Annotated in this window: 2 protein-coding genes; both read left to right on the top strand. The window is 52.7% G+C overall.

Annotated elements, in window-relative coordinates; genetic code table 11:
• The first annotated feature begins 532 nt into the window (after nt 1–532).
• Nucleotides 533–9,202, top strand: coding sequence for a hypothetical protein (locus ACO6VG_RS16260; protein WP_422474729.1), 8,670 nt, complete (start codon nt 533–535; stop codon nt 9,200–9,202).
• Nucleotides 9,203–9,392: 190 nt separating this feature from the next.
• A complete protein-coding gene (locus ACO6VG_RS16255; RefSeq protein ID WP_422474727.1) occupies nt 9,393–19,163 on the top strand; it encodes a hypothetical protein in 9,771 nt (3,256 codons plus the stop codon).
• Nucleotides 19,164–19,836 lie beyond the last annotated feature (673 nt).

Raw genomic sequence — 19,836 nt, 5'->3', positions numbered from 1 at the left:
TTCGCTCACGAGCATATCTGGAATGGGATGGGGCAGGATTGCCAGGGAGCCGCTAGAAAGAGCTAAGGTAAGTGCTCTTTTGCAAAAAATGTACGCAAATGGAATTATTCCTAATCCTGGAGATTATTTTAAGGTAGACGATATAAAACTGCCAAAAGAAGCATTCAATCTAGTTAAAAGAGTCGTAGAAGAAATCAGTATTGGCGATCTATTTAACAAACTGAGTTCTATTGGACTAAACGGATACACCCATCATAAAATACTTTTCAGTAGAGCTTTATTTTCTGAAAATAGGGCTGAAGCTTCATACCTTAATGATTCAATCGAGCCAATAATGTTGGAGGCTCTCCCAAATAACCTACTGCTCCAAAAAGTAATTAAAGAAACCTTACTTTTCCACACGCTTTTAGAAAAATTTAAAAAAAATGAAACAATCAAACAAGTACGCATACCACAATTACAGGAGACTTTGAAGGAATTCTATAAAAATAAAGCTGCTGTCTCCAGCGATGAAATCGTTAAAGTATCAATAATGTTAACAGAGCTTTCATATCATAACGGGGATTTTGACTACCGGATTCTCGCCAGTCTAGGTTATGACGCTTTTGAAAGATTAAAAAAGACCCATGCCAGAGCAATTAGCTCAATTACCGAGAAGAATGGTTTCTTAGCGAACAATCCCTTCTATAGCACGATTTCTTATGGCAATGATTCTGACCTGCCAGAACCAAAGTACAAACGAGCATACGACAAGTTCATAATGATTAATCTTCATGACATTCCGGAAAATATAGAAGAATCTTTGAGAAAGTGTTATAGACTTTATAATAATTACCGCATTCAAGATAGCAGCTCTGTTCTGTACGACTTTGTTGAATCTGATGCAATGCAAAGGCAAGAACTTAGTATAATTGCAGGAAAACCATTCAAAAATATTGGCGAAGACACTAAAGTATTCATTACTGGAAGTCTTGATTTCTCTGGTACCGAGTCGAGTGCCGTTAATCACATCAACTCCCGATTCTTAGTGAAAAAGCTATTATCAGTTTTAAGTAAAGTGATCCCTGAGAATACCACCGTACAAAACATAGCATTCTCTTTTGATAACTCCGCACAAGACATTCCAGATGTTGAAGGTGTATTGGCTGCTGGTCAGAGAGATTATGTTATACCTGAAGTTCTGAGGGAGCTGGCTAAAAAAGGTATCCATGCAAATTCAGCTGTTGCAGTTCGGGGATACTTATCCGCAGGCGTTCCACGGCAAACCACCGGTGGTGATCCTAACGGGCCGTCAACCTCAAGAGATGCGCCCGATCCTGAACTCAACCGTATTGTTTTTACCCGGAATGAAGACGACACCGTTACTTACATAGCCAAGTTCGGGTTGGACTCCCTTGACCCTGATAATGAATTTACTCGCAGACCCAACATTGACATTTCCGAATCCATGTTCGCAGATCAGTTGTTCGAATCCGTAGTCGCTGAGAATTCCCAGCGTTCGACCGATCCCAGACTCGCGCCGGATTCAGCTGCAGCTCTTGTCGAAATGATGTATGCCGGTGACAGACACCGGGATGGTTCTGCCTCTGCCGGATCCGAAAACAGAGTGCCCACTTCCACAGGCCGCCGTGAGTTTATCGACAATAGAAAAGATGCCAGCAAATACTCATACTACACAGATTTCCAGGCAGCGATCTATTTTGGATTAGTGCAGCAACCGCCGACTGAAAATGCTGCTTTCATTCATCCGCATGAAACAGAAACCAGGCGTTTGAGAGAAACACTCCAAATGGCGATGCAATCTTCCTCTTACACTGAGTGGCTTGCGCGCTATGAAAGACGTTTTACCAATGATCACATGAATCAGCTTGAGCGGGAGATAGAACACTTCAAAAGTAATGAAGCAAAGGCCAAGGCCTTCGAAAACATCAAAAACCAAGTACAGAAAGGCTCATACTATATTCACAATGTCGATATTGAAACGCCGAAAGGTGCCGCCGAAATTAACGCAGAATTCAAAAATGATTTCGACAACGTACATGTTCTCCCGGTCCCGCCACAAGGGGCTTGTCGCAGGCCTCGAAGATCAGCCGGTGCCGGCAGCTGCGATGCTCGACGCAAAAACCTGGAGTATGCCCTCCGGTTACTTTCCGGCTTCAAAACCCAGCTCCGTCTTGGCAACGACAGGAAAAAAACGGATATCGCCCTGATCAAACCCGCCAACGAAGATGAGCGCTGGCTGCAGAATTTTTTCACCCGGTATCGTCGCCTGGAAGGCAAGGACGCATTAGCTTACACCCGGGGTATGCACTCGGTTATTGCCCTGAACGAAGACTCGTTTACCCGCGCTCAACAGCAGATAAAAGACGGCACCCTGAGTGGTCAGCCCCTGTTGCTGAAAGCTACCCCCGCTGCCGGTTATGTGCTGCTCACACCCGATGGCCGGGTTCAGTCGGCCATCGCCGGGGGAGACGGCAACCGCGTCACCGTTCTCGGTCGGCCAGCCAGACTGATTGCCCATGCTTTGACGACACTGGTCGACTTTACCCCGGACCGCTACATCGCCACCCTGACCGTCAGCGATCTTGCCAGCAGCAACCAGTCCCGCGGAATCACAGCCCTGAACGCCCTGAAAACCTTTATGACCCGCTCGCCCACCCATGGCAAACCCCTGGTCGGCAAGCTGATTGTCGAACCCAGAAGTGGCAGCCCCCAGGTTTTCAAACGACTGGTGAAAGATATCCAGCATCTGATGCCGAAGGACCGCCCGGCGATTGAAAGCCTTGTGCTGCGCTCCCCGGGCACCGGACAACCGGAGTACCGGTTGCTTCCCGGCGAAAAGACTGTGCTGAGGTCGCCCCGGCCATCGGATTCAAATCCCCCGCTCCGCTATTTGCCGCCCAGCCACCTTTCGGTTCCGGTGCCGCCCCGGACTGAAGACAGCCTCTCAAGTGTGGCCTCTGAACGAGCCGAATTCAGGCAGCGGCTGCTGGAGTTTGATACCGCCCTGGGGGACATTAAAGCCCGGCACTCACTCGCCGACAGCATGGCTCCCCAACTGGATACCCTTCGTCGGGATGGCCGTGGCTGGCGCATGGACTTTATGGAACCCGATACCCTGATCCGTAAGAACATCCGGTTTACCTCCGGTGCCTTTGATCGCTTCCGGGGCTTTCTCCAGGGGACGGGTCGTCAGGGATTCCGGGTCAAAGGAAAAAAATCTTCCACCAACGGACTGGAAAAGCTCAGGTCTTTTATAGGCCTTTACGACCTGATAGCAGGGCTTTCCCCTGTGGGACACCATTACAAAAATCCCCCGTCTCAGAATATGACGGACACCCAGCAGCAGATTTATACCGGGCGCCAGACGCTTTTTTATACGGCTGTGGCATTGCAAGGGATTGAGATCATCAATCTCGGGCGACAGGGGATCAAGACAATCATCCCGGCCATCCGGTCGTCATTGCCCCCCGGTCAGAAACCACCAAAGCTACCCGATATTTCCGGGTCGGGCAAGTTGCCCGGCGGTCTGAAAAAAGTCGGCAGGCTGGGTAAAAAAGTCGGTCGTTTTGTGCCCATACTGGGTCTCGCCGTGCCGGGAGCCAGTCTCACCCTGACCCTCATTGAGTACGAGAACGAAGAGGACCCGGAAGTCAAGAAACTCATGGAATCCATGGTGACCTTTGAGTGGGTGGATACCTATGTCTCCGTCATTTCAGAGTTCCTCGGGCCAGTCGGGGCATTTATTGACGGGATCATGCACTACGTCAGGGGTATTTTTCAGGAGAACTATAAAAGGAAGTTAAAAAAGCTGGCCTACAAAAAGTTGCAGGATGCCTCGGGTGAGGCTGCCAAAATCTTTGACCTGATCCACGCCCAGCTGGACCCCAAAAGCTTCCTGGCCAACAAGCAGACCCTCAATGCCTTGATGAGCGGGGATGGCAAAAGTCTCCTGCCCCTGAACATCCGGTCTATCAACCTGGCGAACCAGACCCTGACCTACGGTGGCGTCTATTCATTCAAGCCAACCTTAATCGCCGGGAAAAAAGACGACTGGAAACAGAAAAACTGTGAGAAGATACCCTATGTACCTAAGGCTCCTTTACGGCACTGCGCCAGCGACATCAACCGGATCGAATACTCCCCTGACACCTTTAACCTGATCGACGATGCCCTGGCGACATTGTGCCGGACGGAGTCGCGTTTAACCGGGTATCAATGCTCAGACGGGGTATTCCGCAACCTGGGGCAGATGAGCGATAAAAAGGTCATTTTAATGCCTTCTGTACCCCCGTGGGAGGTCAAGCTCCTCTACAGTCCCTTGGACCAGACCTCTCTGGGGAGTGCGCCAGACAGCAGTTCCCCCGGTGCGAAACTTCTGGATGCTGTCAGCGACAGCAAGCTGAAACGGTTATACCAGAAAAAAGTGAAAGACACCCGGTATACCGAGTGCGACGGGCATGGCTCATGTGATGACATCAGCTACGACTATAAATACCTTGGCCAGATGTTCACCCATACCGACAGTTTGAAATACCGTCGGTCAACCAGCAGACTGTATCTCGATAACAAGGATCACGTCGTCGTCTTTCGCGAGGTCTCATCGACATTCTCCCGACTTCTGAAGTATGACGTGTATAGTCCTGAAGGGGCCAACAAAACCTACGCCCTGATATCCAACGGTGAACACACTATCCACCTTCACCCCCAGGGGCAGACGGCCTCTACCTGGGTGTTGAACTACGACGGCAAGCTCCCCTATGCCTGCATTACTGAGCGGGATGACCAGGTACAAAACTGTCGGTCCTGGGTGAGCCTGTCCTATGAAGATAACCGGGACTTCAAGCTGGGTGAGACCCTTTTCCGATTTCCTGAACCAAGACCACACTCCTGGTATGAACAGGCTCCCTCGTATAAAGTCGTGGCCCGGGATCCCAACGCACAGTTTGAGTGGCGGCTGCTGGATCACAAAGTGATTCAACGCTTGTACGACAATGGCGGGCTGAATGACGGGCCATCAAGGGCGTCGAAACTGAACAGAATCATGAGCCGTTACACTGCGGCCAGCCGGTTCCTGCCGCTGGAGCTGAAAGACTGCGACTTCTCACCTCAGATCCGTGCACGCTGTATGGCCGGAGCGCCGAACCGGTGGACCACAACCACATCCGGGTGGTCACCCAAAATACCGAACCGGTGGGAGATGAACGGTGCCCTTGACCCACTACCCAAGAGCAATAATCGGCAGAACCCAGCCTGGTTACAGCACCAGCGGGACTGTGACCGACAGGTTAATGAGTATCTCAAGAAACCCTACCGCTGCTTCCCTGGCAAGCTGGGACTGGCCGAAGCAGACTGGGATCAGTTGGGCCGGGTCCTGCTTTGGTACGATACCCTTAAGCATCAGGAAATCCGGCTCATTGCTGCCAGCGCCGAGCTGCAACCGGTCCAGCTGCAACCGGTCCAGGGAAACCCGGCTACCGGCTACTATTTTTTTGACTCCGCCAACGGCCAGGTGTTATTTCAGAATAAAGAGGCACTGACCCGGGAAATCAGGCACTTCGATGAGTTGAGTGCCCGCTCGTTTGGCCGCCATGTCTCAAAGATAGTGCCGAACAAAGATGAGTCACAATTGCTGGTATTTGATGCCCCCTATTATTACCTGTTGACGGCCAGCCCGTCCGGTCAGCTGGCTCACCAGGTGATTGCGGCAGAAACCCTGGATGGCCAGCTCAGTGTACCCCCTACCCCACCTGCAGTGGCATCTGACACAACGACATCCGACCATGGGCTGATTCCCTTGCAGGATGTCGATAGCTACGGCAGCCGCCGTCTTCTTAGAACCGGTTTTTATGACGACGCCACCCGAAGCTATATTACCTTCCTGAGCAGCCTGCTGGATGGCGACATGCCAAACAATAGAAACGACGGAAGCCGTTTACGGACGATCAATGAGCGTGTCCGCAGGGCACTGCGTGAAGAGCACCTGCCGGTCCACAAGGTGGTGGTTCGGGGCCAGACTGTTTACTACATTTTGTTCAGTCGGCACTCCGGCAAACTGTATTACTTCAGCACCGACGTGAATCGCCCCGGTGGTATCCAGCGGCTGAACTCCGGTTTCCATTTGATCCGCCCTGCAGGCGAGAAGCGAGCGCTGGAAAAGGCAGAAGTAAAGGCAAAGATAGCCAGAGTCGGCGTCTTCAGGCATGTGCAGGCGCACTCCGGCAGCCTCCTGGCCGATACCAACGGTGGCTACCGGCTGTGGATACCGGACAAGGCCTGGGATAACACCCGGGTGGTCAGCGAAAACCTGTCGGTGGAGTCAGGACCTTTTAAGAACTGGCAGGTGGAAGCCACCGGGCAGATCGTCGCCAAGTCGAACGATACCCTGAGTGTGCACCAGTTCACCCCCCAGTCTGGCCTGATGGTGGACAGCCTGAACCTGGGCAAGGTAGTCAACCTGATCTTCGCCAAACTGACCATAGAACACCCCGGTACAACCTGGACCACCACCAGTGCCCGTTTTTTCATCCGTGAGCTCAAGAGTCTGCTGCGAGACCGGCTGAATGGGGCCCGGGAGGGGTTCTCGGCCAAGGTGGGGCTGGTGCCGCTGAGACCCATCACCGCAATCATCGACCACCCCCTGTTCAGCGCGATCAGGCAACTGGACGTCTGGTACTACCCGGACAGCGACACCCTGCTGGCAGCCAACACCCGTGACCAGTTTGAAGTCATGGTGAACGACGACGGCCAACTGCTCGCGCTGTCGGACACTCGCAAAGAGGAGGCTTTCGAGTTTTTCCGACAGCCTGATCAGGGCGCCAAAGGCCATCCCTTTTGTGGTGAGGCCGCCGCCGCTTCGCTGACCGGGATGCCCAGTGAGTTCGATGACCAAATCTCCGTTCCCTGCCGTTACATGGCTAAGCGTATCGACTTGAGGGGTAGCCACCACTGGGAACACGGTGCCCGGGCGTGGCGCATCCAGACACCGACGGCCCAATACCTGGCTAACCGGGAGCATCTGGCCCTGGTGGCGCTGGACCTCAGCCTGATAGGACCCAGAAACACCACCGGCAGGCTGGTCTACTGGACCCGGCAAGATTTTAACCAGGCCATGGGATCTCTGCCAGCGGGCATACGCCAGAAGGCTGACACCGAACTGATCGCCCTCACGCTGCGCTCTGGCTATTCCCCAACCCAGGTAGCCTGGATGGATTACCAGGGCCGGAGTCCCCGTAAACAGAGACTGTTGTTCGGTTTGCCTGGCAAGGAGCACGGCGTTCAGCAAGTGATTGGCAGCGTCCGGAAGTTCTCGCTCCCTCCGTCAACGAGCACGGTCGTTTATAACCGGAACAACCAGACGCTGTACCGGGTCACCCAAAAGGGTTACCAATCACTGGGCACCTTTGGCAGGGTCGCCGTGATGGCCGAGGGTCTGCTGCTGTCAGGAACCCCCGGAGCCGACAAGATCAAACTGGAAACGTTGCGGCTGGACACTTACTACCAAGAGCATCGGGTGGCCTTTGTCCGGAACGGTACCCGACAGCGGTTCGGGATCATGGTGGAGAGCCAGGGTGGGTCCGACGTGATTAAACTGGATGAGACAGACTTGTCATTTTTTGCCCGAATCCTCATCCATCCCGGCCTGGCTGAAGAAAGCATCACCAAGCACGACAGGGCACAAACCCGCATTGAACTGAATGTATCGGCCTTCCTCTTCCTTGCCTGGCGCCGGGGTCAGAACCTGGTGCTGTCCAACCGGTTTACCACCGGCGATGCCGAGATCGAGATTCAGCAGGTCTGGGCCAGACAGCACGACCAGTTCCTGCAACCCACAACGCTGGTGTTCAATGACCTTGAGCTGTCATTATCCGACCTGGCAGCACGGGTGACGGACTCAGGTCAGGGGGTCGTCCTGCCACTCACGGTGAGCAGCCTCGTCAGGAAGGAACGCCTCCGATTCATCAACGCCACAGCCAGCAACCCCCTGTACATCCAGCAGGACCAACCCGTAAAAATCGTCACCTACCAGGCGATGGACGGGATTAAACTGACAGTGGAACCCCTGAACGCCACATACGTCAGACGTCAGGTGTTTATTACTGGCACAGGACAGTGGGGCTGGGAGCCGGGCAGTGTTCAGGTGAGCGGGCCGAAACCCGACAGCGGTTACCAGTCATGGCCGTTTCTGCCCTCCGTGATCAGCTCGTCCGCCGTCGGTAACAGGACAGCGAGACTCTGGGGCAATAGCCGCAGTAATATTCTGTACCTTGGCGCCGACGCCCGACAGTGGTCACTCCGTGGATGGGGCGGTCATGACCTGCTGCTGCTGGGAACCTCAGGCAACATCGCAGCACGGCCAGAAGTGCTGGCAAACCGGGGCGACCAGTGTGACAACCGGAGGCTGGATACGCCCGGCAACAGCAGCCTGTGGCAGGCCATTCTCGACTGGACGCGCCCGCTGGTCGGCGGTGTTGGCAATGACGTCTATGACCTGCGGGCGTGCAGGCCAGCCCGCACAATCGACAGCCATGGCAAGCATTATGTTCTACTGTCGTCCGGGTCTAAGGCGGATTTACGACGTTTGTCGGGTGATAACAGCACCGCACTGTTCTTTACCGACCTGACCCCGGGACAGGTGGCGTTCAGCCAGTGTAACCCGCAGGTGCAGAGCAATCTCACCCGCAGCAGCAACTTTACCCGCAGCAGCGCTTCCCTGCCATTGGAGAGCCAAACCTTCAGGATCATCAATACCGGCACTAACCAGACACTGGCACTGGTGAAACCGGAGGTGCTGGCCAGTCTGCACTTTAAAGGTGGACAAGTCAGCCTGAACCCCATGGCTATGATCAACAGGAATGACAGCAAGTTAGCCATGAACGACAGTGACGGGGGAGAGAATGAAGCCGTGACCTTTCTGAACAAAATCATTCGCAGAGGGCAACGGCTGGTGAATTACCTGTGCAGCCTGGCCGGTGGTGAGAAAAACAACATTGGGTCGGAGAGTGAGCGGCCAGTAGGAACAAGCCTGAATAATACGGAACTTTACCAGCACTACCAGCGACTGGTTCAGGACCTCAGTGCCCTGACTGGCAATCACAGTGTCGAGAGCCCGTCGTTTATGCCATCGGAAATCAAGGGAATAATGCAGAACCTGACGACTCCGCTAAATTTGACGACGATGGTCAAGGCTGAACAACATTAAAAATTCCCTATCATTAAAATTTAATACGACACTTTTATTTTATATAACTGAAAAGAAGGTCACCTTCTCAATTACGAACTACACTGCACGGTGCAATCTTTGAGCATTTAAAGTCCTCTGAGCACGCCAGTGAAAAGACAAGTATCACCCCCCTCTGAAAACCATGCAGTTCAATCTACCAGGAGTTATCATGCCATCTATAACCAATAAGGTACATGTTGCTATTGTCGATGCTATTGAAGGTTGGGAGCGTATTTGGCTGGCAATATGGGCCTGGGCGAACCCGAACCATGACATCTATGTATGGGCTCCCAAAGCCTTGATATACAAAAGAATTTTATATTCGTTGCTGTATTCTGAGAGAATGCAACAAACGATTGAAACAGATTACCCCGCTGATATTGCGCGGTTGAGGCGTAGTATCTGGCAAAAAATCGATACTTTTATGGGTGAAAACGTTGATGTAGAAAGATTGGATATAATGAAAGCCGATTTTTCAGACAGTGTAAAGAGGTCGTTTACCACCCAATGGAATAAAACCATCAATGTGTTAAATCAAATTCAAAATTCCATTAGCAGGGCCTATGTTAGAGGAGATACTTCTGCTTTTGAACGACAACACAGTGAATATATTAAGTACACCTTAAGCCTTAAAAAAACTGTGATAACCGCAAGAACTATAGGGTTTTCTCATTTATTCTCTGATGGAGGGGTCTATTTTGATAAAGGACTGCTACCAGCACTGAGGCTTGCGCCCTTTGAAAAAATGGGCATTTCGCACGCGCCTGTGTCGGAAGGGGGATTGGACAGTAGTGAGAGAGAGCAGCTAGAAAGAGCTAAGATACATGCTATTGTGCAACATATGTTCAAACGTGGAATCATTCCTGATCCTGACCGTTTTTTCAACACAGACGATATAAACCTGCCACAAGAACAATTAAATCGAATTAGAGCTGCCGTAGAAATAACCAATATTAGCGATCTATTTCATAGACTGAGTAATCGTCAAAATATGAAGTGGGCTAGTAATTCTAAAATATTTTTCGGTAGAACTATACCTCCTAAAGACGAGATTAGAGCTGGACACCTCGATGATTCAGTCAAACCAATGATGGTGGAAGCTTTCCCAAATAACCCACTGATCAACAAAGTAATCCAGGAAGCCACATTTTTCCATAGTGTTTTAGAAAAATTTAAAAATAATAATGAAATAAGCAAAGAAAGACGCGTAACGGAGATAAACAAGACTTTGAATGAATTCTTTAAATATGAAGATCCTGCCGACAACAAAAAAATCAATGGAATTGCAATCATGTTAGCGGAGCTTTCATATAATAACGGGGATCTTGACCACCGGATTCTCGCTAAACTAGGTTATGACGCTTTTGAAAGAATAGAAAGCACCGATTACGGAGAAGAACCTTTAATCTCCCGAGTTAAGAGCTTCTCAGAGCAAAACCCCTTCTATAGCATGAACTCTGATTCTGACCTGCCAGATCCGGCGCACAGGCGACCATACGACAAGTTCATAATGATTAATATGCCCCCGACTAAGGACGATGGAAAGTCTGCAAGGCAGAGTTATGGAAAATATTATAGGTTTCGCACTCCAGCAGACAAGAACGTCTTGTATGACTTTTTTTATTCTGTTAAAAGGCAAAGACTAGTAATTAAAACAATTTTAGGAACACCATTCAAAAATATCGGCGAAGACACTAAAGTCTTCATTACTGGAAGTCTTGATTTCCCTGATATCGAATCGGATAACATTTATTCTATTCACTCCCTATCCTTAGTGCAAAGGCTATCAATAATCTTAAGAACAGTGATCCCCGAGAATACCACCGTACAAAACATAGCATTCTCTTTTGATAACTCTGCACAAGGCATTCCAGATTCTGAGGGTGTATTGGATGCTGGCCAGAAAGGTTATATTGTACCTGAAGTTCTGAGAGAATTGGCCAAAAAAGGTATCCGTGCAAATTCTGCTGTTGCAGTTCGGGGATACTTATCCGCAGGCGTTCCACGGCAAACCACCGGTGGTGATCCTAACAGGCCGTCAACCTCAAGAGATGCGCCCGATCCTGAACTCAACCGTATTGTTTTTACCCGGAATGAAGACGACACCGTTACTTACATAGCCAAGTTCGGGTTGGACTCCCTTGACCCTGATAAAGAGTTTCATCCCAGACCCGACATTAAAACTCCCGAATCCATGTTCGCAGATCAGTTGTTCGAATCCGTAGTCGCTGAGAATTCGCAGCGTTCAACCGATCCCAGACTCGTGACGGATTCAGCTGCAGCCCTTGTCGAAATGTTGTATGCCGGTGACAGACACCAGGATGGTTCTGACTCTGCCGGATCCGAAAACAGAGTGCCCACTTCCACAGGCCGCCGAGAGTTTATCGACAATAGAAAAGATGCCAGCAAATACTCATACTACACAGATTTCCAGGCAGCGATCTATTTTGGATTAGTGCAGCAACCGCCGACTGAAAATGCTGCTTTCATTCATCCGCATGAAACAGAAACCAGGCGTTTGAGAGAAACACTCCAAATGGCGATGCAATCTTCCTCTTACACTGATTGGCTTGCGCGCTATGAAAGACGTTTTACCAATGATCACATGAATCAGCTTGAGCGGGAGATAGAACACTTCAAAAGTAATGAAGCAAAGGCCAAGGCCTTCGAAAACATCAAAAACCAAGTACAGAAAGGCTCATACTATATTCACAATGTCGATATTGAAACGCCGAAAGGTGCCGCCGAAATTAACGCAGAATTCAAAAATGATTTCGACAACGTACATGTTCTCCCGGTCCCGCCACAAGGGGCTTGTCGCAGGCCTCGAAGATCAGCCGGTGCCGGCAGCTGCGATGCTCGACGCAAAAACCTGGAGTATGCCCTCCGGTTACTTTCCGGCTTCAAAACCCAGCTCCGTCTTGGCAACGACAGGAAAAAAACGGATATCGCCCTGATCAAACCCGCCAACGAAGATGAGCGCTGGCTGCAGAATTTTTTCACCCGGTTTCGTCGCCTGGAAGGCAAGGACGCATTGGCTCACGCCCGGGGCATGCACTCGGTCATTGCCCTGGACGAAGATTCGTTTACCCGCGCTCAACAGCAGATAAAAGACGGGACCCTGAGTGGTCAGCCCCTGTTGCTGAAAGCTACCCCCGCTGCCGGTTATGTGCTGCTCACACCCGATGGCCGGGTTCAGTCGGCCATCGCCGGGGGAGACGGCAACCGCGTCACCGTTCTCGGTCGGCCAGCCAGACTGATTGCCCATGCTTTGACGACACTGGTCGACTTTACCCCGGACCGCTACATCGCCACCCTGACCGTCAGCGATCTTGCCAGCAGCAACCAGTCCCGCGGAATCACAGCCCTGAACGCCCTGAAAACCTTTATGACCCGCTCGCCCACCCATGGCAAACCCCTGGTCGGCAAGCTGATTGTCGAACCCAGAAGTGGCAGCCCCCAGGTTTTCAAACGACTGGTGAAAGATATCCAGCATCTGATGCCGAAGGACCGCCCGGCGATTGAAAGCCTTGTGCTGCGCTCCCCGGGCACCGGACAACCGGAGTACCGGTTGCTTCCCGGCGAAAAGACTGTGCTGAGGTCGCCCCGGCCATCGGATTCAAATCCCCCGCTCCGCTATTTGCCGCCCAGCCACCTTTCGGTTCCGGTGCCGCCCCGGACTGAAGACAGCCTCTCAAGTGTGGCCTCTGAACGAGCCGAATTCAGGCAGCGGCTGCTGGAGTTTGATACCGCCCTGGGGGACATTAAAGCCCGGCACTCACTCGCCGACAGCATGGCTCCCCAACTGGATACCCTTCGTCGGGATGGCCGTGGCTGGCGCATGGACTTTATGGAACCCGATACCCTGACCCGTAAGAACATCCGGTTTACCTCCGGTGCCTTTGATCGCTTCCGGGGCTTTCTCCAGGGGACGGGTCGTCAGGGATTCCGGGTCAAAGGAAAAAAATCTTCCACCAACGGACTGGAAAAGCTCAGGTCTTTTATAGGCCTTTACGACCTGATAGCAGGGCTTTCCCCTGTGGGACACCATTACAAAAATCCCCCGTCTCAGAATATGACGGACACCCAACAGCAGATTTATACCGGGCGCCAGACGCTTTTTTATACGGCTGTGGCATTGCAAGGGATTGAGATCATCAATCTCGGGCGACAGGGGATCAAGACAATCATCCCGGCCATCCGGTCGTCATTGCCCCCCGGTCAGAAACCACCAAAGCTACCCGATATTTCCGGGTCGGGCAAGTTGCTCGGCGGTCTGAAAAAAGTCGGCAGGCTGGGTAAAAAAGTCGGTCGTTTTGTGCCCATACTGGGTCTCGCCGTGCCGGGAGCCAGTCTCACCCTGACCCTCATTGAGTACGAGAACGAAGAGGACCCGGAAGTCAAGAAACTCATGGAATCCATGGTGACCTTTGAGTGGGTGGATACCTATGTCTCCGTCATTTCAGAGTTCCTCGGGCCAGTCGGGGCATTTATTGACGGGATCATGCACTACGTCAGGGGTATTTTTCAGGAGAACTATAAAAGGAAGTTAAAAAAGCTGGCCTACAAAAAGTTGCAGGATGCCTCGGGTGAGGCTGCCAAAATCTTTGACCTGATCCACGCCCAGCTGGACCCCAAAAGCTTCCTGGCCAACAAGCAGACCCTCAATGCCTTGATGAGCGAGGATGGCAAAAGTCTCCTGCCCCTGAACATCCGGTCTATCAACCTGGCGAACCAGACCCTGACCTACGGTGGCGTCTATTCATTCAAGCCAACCTTAATCGCCGGGAAAAAAGACGACTGGAAACAGAAAAACTGTGAGAAGATACCCTATGTACCTAAGGCTCCTTTACGGCACTGCGCCAGCGACATCAACCGGATCGAATACTCCCCTGACACCTTTAACCTGATCGACGATGCCCTGGCGACATTGTGCCGGACGGAGTCGCGTTTAACCGGGTATCAATGCTCAGACGGGGTATTCCGCAACCTGGGGCAGATGAGCGATAAAAAGGTCATTTTAATGCCTTCTGTACCCCCGTGGGAGGTCAAGCTCCTCTACAGTCCCTTGGACCAGACCTCTCTGGGGAGTGCGCCAGACAGCAGTTCCCCCGGTGCGAAACTTCTGGATGCTGTCAGCGACAGCAAGCTGAAACGGTTATACCAGAAAAAAGTGAAAGACACCCGGTATACCGAGTGCGACGGGCATGGCTCATGTGATGACATCAGCTACGACTATAAATACCTTGGCCAGATGTTCACCCATACCGACAGTTTGAAATACCGTCGCTCAACCAGCAGACTGTATCTCGATAACAAGGATCACGTCGTCGTCTTTCGCGAGGTCTCATCGACATTCTCCCGACTTCTGAAGTATGACGTGTATAGTCCTGAAGGGGCCAACAAAACCTACGCCCTGATATCCAACGGTGAACACACTATCCACCTTCACCCCCAGGGGCAGACGGCCTCTACCTGGGTGTTGAACTACGACGGCAAGCTCCCCTATGCCTGCATTACTGAGCGGGATGACCAGGTACAAAACTGTCGGTCCTGGGTGAGCCTGTCCTATGAAGATAACCGGGACTTCAAGCTGGGTGAGACCCTTTTCCGATTTCCTGAACCAAGACCACACTCCTGGTATGAACAGGCTCCCTCGTATAAAGTAGTGGCCCGGGATCCCAACGCACAGTTTGAGTGGCGGCTGCTGGATCACAAAGTGATTCAGCGCTTGTACGACAATGGAGGACTGAATGACGGGCCATCAAGGGCGTCGAAACTGAGCAGAATCATGAGCCGTTACACTGCGGCCAGCCGGTTCCTGCCGCTGGAGCTGAAAGACTGCGACTTCTCACCTCAGATCCGTGCACGCTGTATGGCCGGAGCGCCGAACCGGTGGACCACAACCACATCCGGGTGGTCACCCAAAATACCGAACCGGTGGGAGATGAACGGTGCCCTTGACCCACTACCCAAGAGCAATAATCGGCAGAACCCAGCCTGGTTACAGCACCAGCGGGACTGTGACCGACAGGTTAATGAGTATCTCAAGAAACCCTACCGCTGCTTCCCTGGCAAGCTGGGACTGGCCGAAGCAGACTGGGATCAGTTGGGCCGGGTCCTGCTTTGGTACGATACCCTTAAGCATCAGGAAATCCGGCTCATTGCTGCCAGCGCCGAGCTGCAACCGGTCCAGCTGCAACCGGTCCAGGGAAACCCGGCTACCGGCTACTATTTTTTTGACTCCGCCAACGGCCAGGTGTTATTTCAGAATAAAGAGGCACTGACCCGGGAAATCAGGCACTTCGATGAGTTGAGTGCCCGCTCGTTTGGCCGCCATGTCTCAAAGATAGTGCCGAACAAAGATGAGTCACAATTGCTGGTATTTGATGCCCCCTATTATTACCTGTTGACGGCCAGCCCGTCCGGTCAGCTGGCTCACCAGGTGATTGCGGCAGAAACCCTGGATGGCCAGCTCAGTGTACCCCCTACCCCACCTGCAGTGGCATCTGACACAACGACATCCGACCATGGGCTGATTCTCTTGCAGGATGTCGATAGCTACGGCAGCCGCCGTCTTCTTAGAACCGGTTTTTATGACGACGCCACCCGAAGCTATATTACCTTCCTGAGCAGCCTGCTGGATGGCGACATGCCAAACAATAGAAACGACGGAAGCCGTTTACGGACGATCAATGAGCGTGTCCGCAGGGCACTGCGTGAAGAGCACCTGCCGGTCCACAAGGTGGTGGTTCGGGGCCAGACTGTTTACTACATTTTGTTCAGTCGGCACTCCGGCAAACTGTATTACTTCAGCACCGACGTGAATCGCCCCGGTGGTATCCAGCGGCTGAACTCCGGTTTCCATTTGATCCGCCCTGCAGGCGAGAAGCGAGCGCTGGAAAAGGCAGAAGTAAAGGCAAAGATAGCCAGAGTCGGCGTCTTCAGGCATGTGCAGGCGCACTCCGGCAGCCTCCTGGCCGATACCAACGGTGGCTACCGGCTGTGGATACCGGACAAGGCCTGGGATAACACCCGGGTGGTCAGCGAAAACCTGTCGGTGGAGTCAGGACCTTTTAAGAACTGGCAGGTGGAAGCCACCGGGCAGATCGTCGCCAAGTCGAACGATACCCTGAGTGTGCACCAGTTCACCCCCCAGTCTGGCCTGATGGTGGACAGCCTGAACCTGGGCAAGGTAGTCAACCTGATCTTCGCCAAACTGACCATAGAACACCCCGGTACAACCTGGACCACCACCAGTGCCCGTTTTTTCATCCGTGAGCTCAAGAGTCTGCTGCGAGACCGGCTGAATGGGGCCCGGGAGGGGTTCTCGGCCAAGGTGGGGCTGGTGCCGCTGAGACCCATCACCGCAATCATCGACCACCCCCTGTTCAGCGCGATCAGGCAACTGGACGTCTGGTACTACCCGGACAGCGACACCCTGCTGGCAGCCAACACCCGTGACCAGTTTGAAGTCATGGTGAACGACGACGGCCAACTGCTCGCGCTGTCGGACACTCGCAAAGAGGAGGCTTTCGAGTTTTTCCGACAGCCTGATCAGGGCGCCAAAGGCCATCCCTTTTGTGGTGAGGCCGCCGCCGCTTCGCTGACCGGGATGCCCAGTGAGTTCGATGACCAAATCTCCGTTCCCTGCCGTTACATGGCTAAGCGTATCGACTTGAGGGGTAGCCACCACTGGGAACACGGTGCCCGGGCGTGGCGCATCCAGACACCAACGGCCCAATACCTGGCTAACCGGGAGCATCTGGCCCTGGTGGCACTGGACCTCAGCCTGATGGGACCCAGAAACACCACCGGCAGGCTGGTCTACTGGACCCGGCAAGATTTTAACCAGGCCATGGGATCTCTGCCAGCGGGCATACGCCAGAAGGCTGACACCGAACTGATCGCCCTCACGCTGCGCTCTGGCTATTCCCCAACCCAGGTAGCCTGGATGGATTACCAGGGCCAGAGTCCCCGTAAACAGAGACTGTTGTTCGGTTTGCCTGGCAAGGAGCACGGCGTTCAGCAAGTGATTGGCAGCGTCCGGAAGTTCTCGCTCCCTCCGTCAACGAGCACGGTCGTTTATAACCGGAACAACCAGACGCTGTACCGGGTCACCCAAAAGGGTTACCAATCACTGGGCACCTTTGGCAGGGTCGCCGTGATGGCCGAGGGTCTGCTGCTGTCAGGAACCCCCGGAGCCGACAAGATCAAACTGGAAACGTTGCGGCTGGACACTTACTACCAAGAGCATCGGGTGGCCTTTGTCCGGAACGGTACCCGACAGCGGTTCGGGATCATGGTGGAGAGCCAGGGTGGGTCCGACGTGATTAAACTGGATGAGACAGACTTGTCATTTTTTGCCCGAATCCTCATCCATCCCGGCCTGGCTGAAGAAAGCATCACCAAGCACGACAGGGCACAAACCCGCATTGAACTGAATGTATCGGCCTTCCTCTTCCTTGCCTGGCGCCGGGGTCAGAACCTGGTGCTGTCCAACCGGTTTACCACCGGCGATGCCGAGATCGAGATTCAGCAGGTCTGGGCCAGACAGCACGACCAGTTCCTGCAACCCACAACGCTGGTGTTCAATGACCTTGAGCTGTCATTATCCGACCTTGCAGCACGGGTGACGGACTCAGGTCAGGGGGTCGTCCTGCCACTCACGGTGAGCAGCCTCGTCAGGAAGGAACGCCTCCGATTCATCAACGCCACAGCCAGCAACCCCCTGTACATCCAGCAGGACCAACCGGTAAAAATCGTCACCTACCAGGCGATGGACGGGATTAAACTGACACTGGAACCCCTGAACGCCACATACGTCAGACGTCAGGTGTTTATTACTGGCACAGGACAGTGGGGCTGGGAGCCGGGCAGTGTTCAGGTGAGCGGGCCGAAACCCGACAGCGGTTACCAGTCATGGCCGTTTCTACCCTCCGTAATCAGCTCGTCCGCCGTCGGTAACAGGACAGCGAGACTCTGGGGCAATAGCCGCAGTAATATTCTGTACCTTGGCGCCGACGCCCGACAGTGGTCACTCCGTGGATGGGGCGGTCATGACCTGCTGCTGCTGGGAACCTCAGGCAACATCGCAGCACGGCCAGAAGTGCTGGCAAACCGGGGCGACCAGTGTGACAACCGGAGGCTGGATACGCCCGGCAACAGCAGCCTGTGGCAGGCCATTCTCGACTGGACGCGCCCGCTGGTCGGCGGTGTTGGCAATGACGTCTATGACCTGCGGGCGTGCAGGCCAGCCCGCACAATCGACAGCCATGGCAAGCATTATGTTCTACTGTCGTCCGGGTCTAAGGCGGATTTACGACGTTTGTCGGGTGATAACAGCACCGCACTGTTCTTTACCGACCTGACCCCGGGACAGGTGGCGTTCAGCCAGTGTAACCCGCAGGTGCAGAGCAATCTCACCCGCAGCAGCAACTTTACCCGCAGCAGCGCTTCCCTGCCATTGGAGAGCCAAACCTTCAGGATCATCAATACCGGCACTAACCAGACACTGGCACTGGTGAAACCGGAGGTGCTGGCCAGTCTGCACTTTAAAGGTGGACAAGTCAGCCTGAACCCCATGGCTATGATCAACAGGAATGACAGCAAGTTAGCCATGAACGACAGTGACGGGGGAGAGAATGAAGCCGTGACCTTTCTGAACAAAATCATTCGCAGAGGGCAACGGCTGGTGAATTACCTGTGCAGCCTGGCCGGTGGTGAGAAAAACAACATTGGGTCGGAGAGTGAGCGGCCAGTAGGAACAAGCCTGAATAATACGGAACTTTACCAGCACTACCAGCGACTGGTTCAGGACCTCAGTGCCCTGTCAGGCAATTACAGTGTCGAGAGCCCGTCGTTTATTCCGTCAGCAAATCGGGGAACAATACAAAGCCTGACGACTCCTCAACCTTTAGCTACGATAGGCCAGAGCTGAACAACATTTACGACGCATTTATTTTTTTATAAATCCAGTCATTGAACTAAGGATGTAAATCAAGCCACTGCGATAGACCGGAAAGATGCGTAGTTTCCGTAAGGAGCATGGTGGAGTTCCGTACTACACTGCAGGATGCGGTTTTTGCGCATTTAGAGCTCTCTGATCACACCGTTGAAAAGTCAGGCATCACACCCGTTCGGGGAACCGTACGGGTTAATCTATCAGGTGTCATCATGCTAATATCCAAGAATATTCATTTCAGTATTGTCGGTCCTGTTAAAGGTTGGGAGTTTAGTATTCTAACAATATGGGCAAGGGTGAACCCGCACCATACCCTCCATGTATGGGCCCCTCAACGTTTGATATACCAAAAAATCCTATATTCGTTGCTGTTATCTGAGATAAAAGCAGAAGCTATTGAAAAAGATTACCCCAGAGGTATTGCTCAGTTGAAACGCAGCATCTGGGATAAAATTGATAGCTTTTTCGGTGAAAACCGTGACATAAATAATTTGGATATAATGCATTCTGTTTTTTCAGATGGTGTAAAGAAGGAATTTCTCACCCAATGGAATAAAACCAACCATATATTAGATCAAATTGAAAGATCTATCAGTAAGGCTCTCATCCATAGAAGCCTGGATAATTTTGACGGACCGACCGATAAATT

It is taken from the genome of Endozoicomonas sp. ALB032, assembly GCF_049310125.1.
Taxonomy (GTDB): domain Bacteria; phylum Pseudomonadota; class Gammaproteobacteria; order Pseudomonadales; family Endozoicomonadaceae; genus Endozoicomonas_A.
The sequence above is the reverse complement of the archived record's forward strand: the minus strand, read 5'-3'. Positions and strand labels throughout refer to the sequence as shown.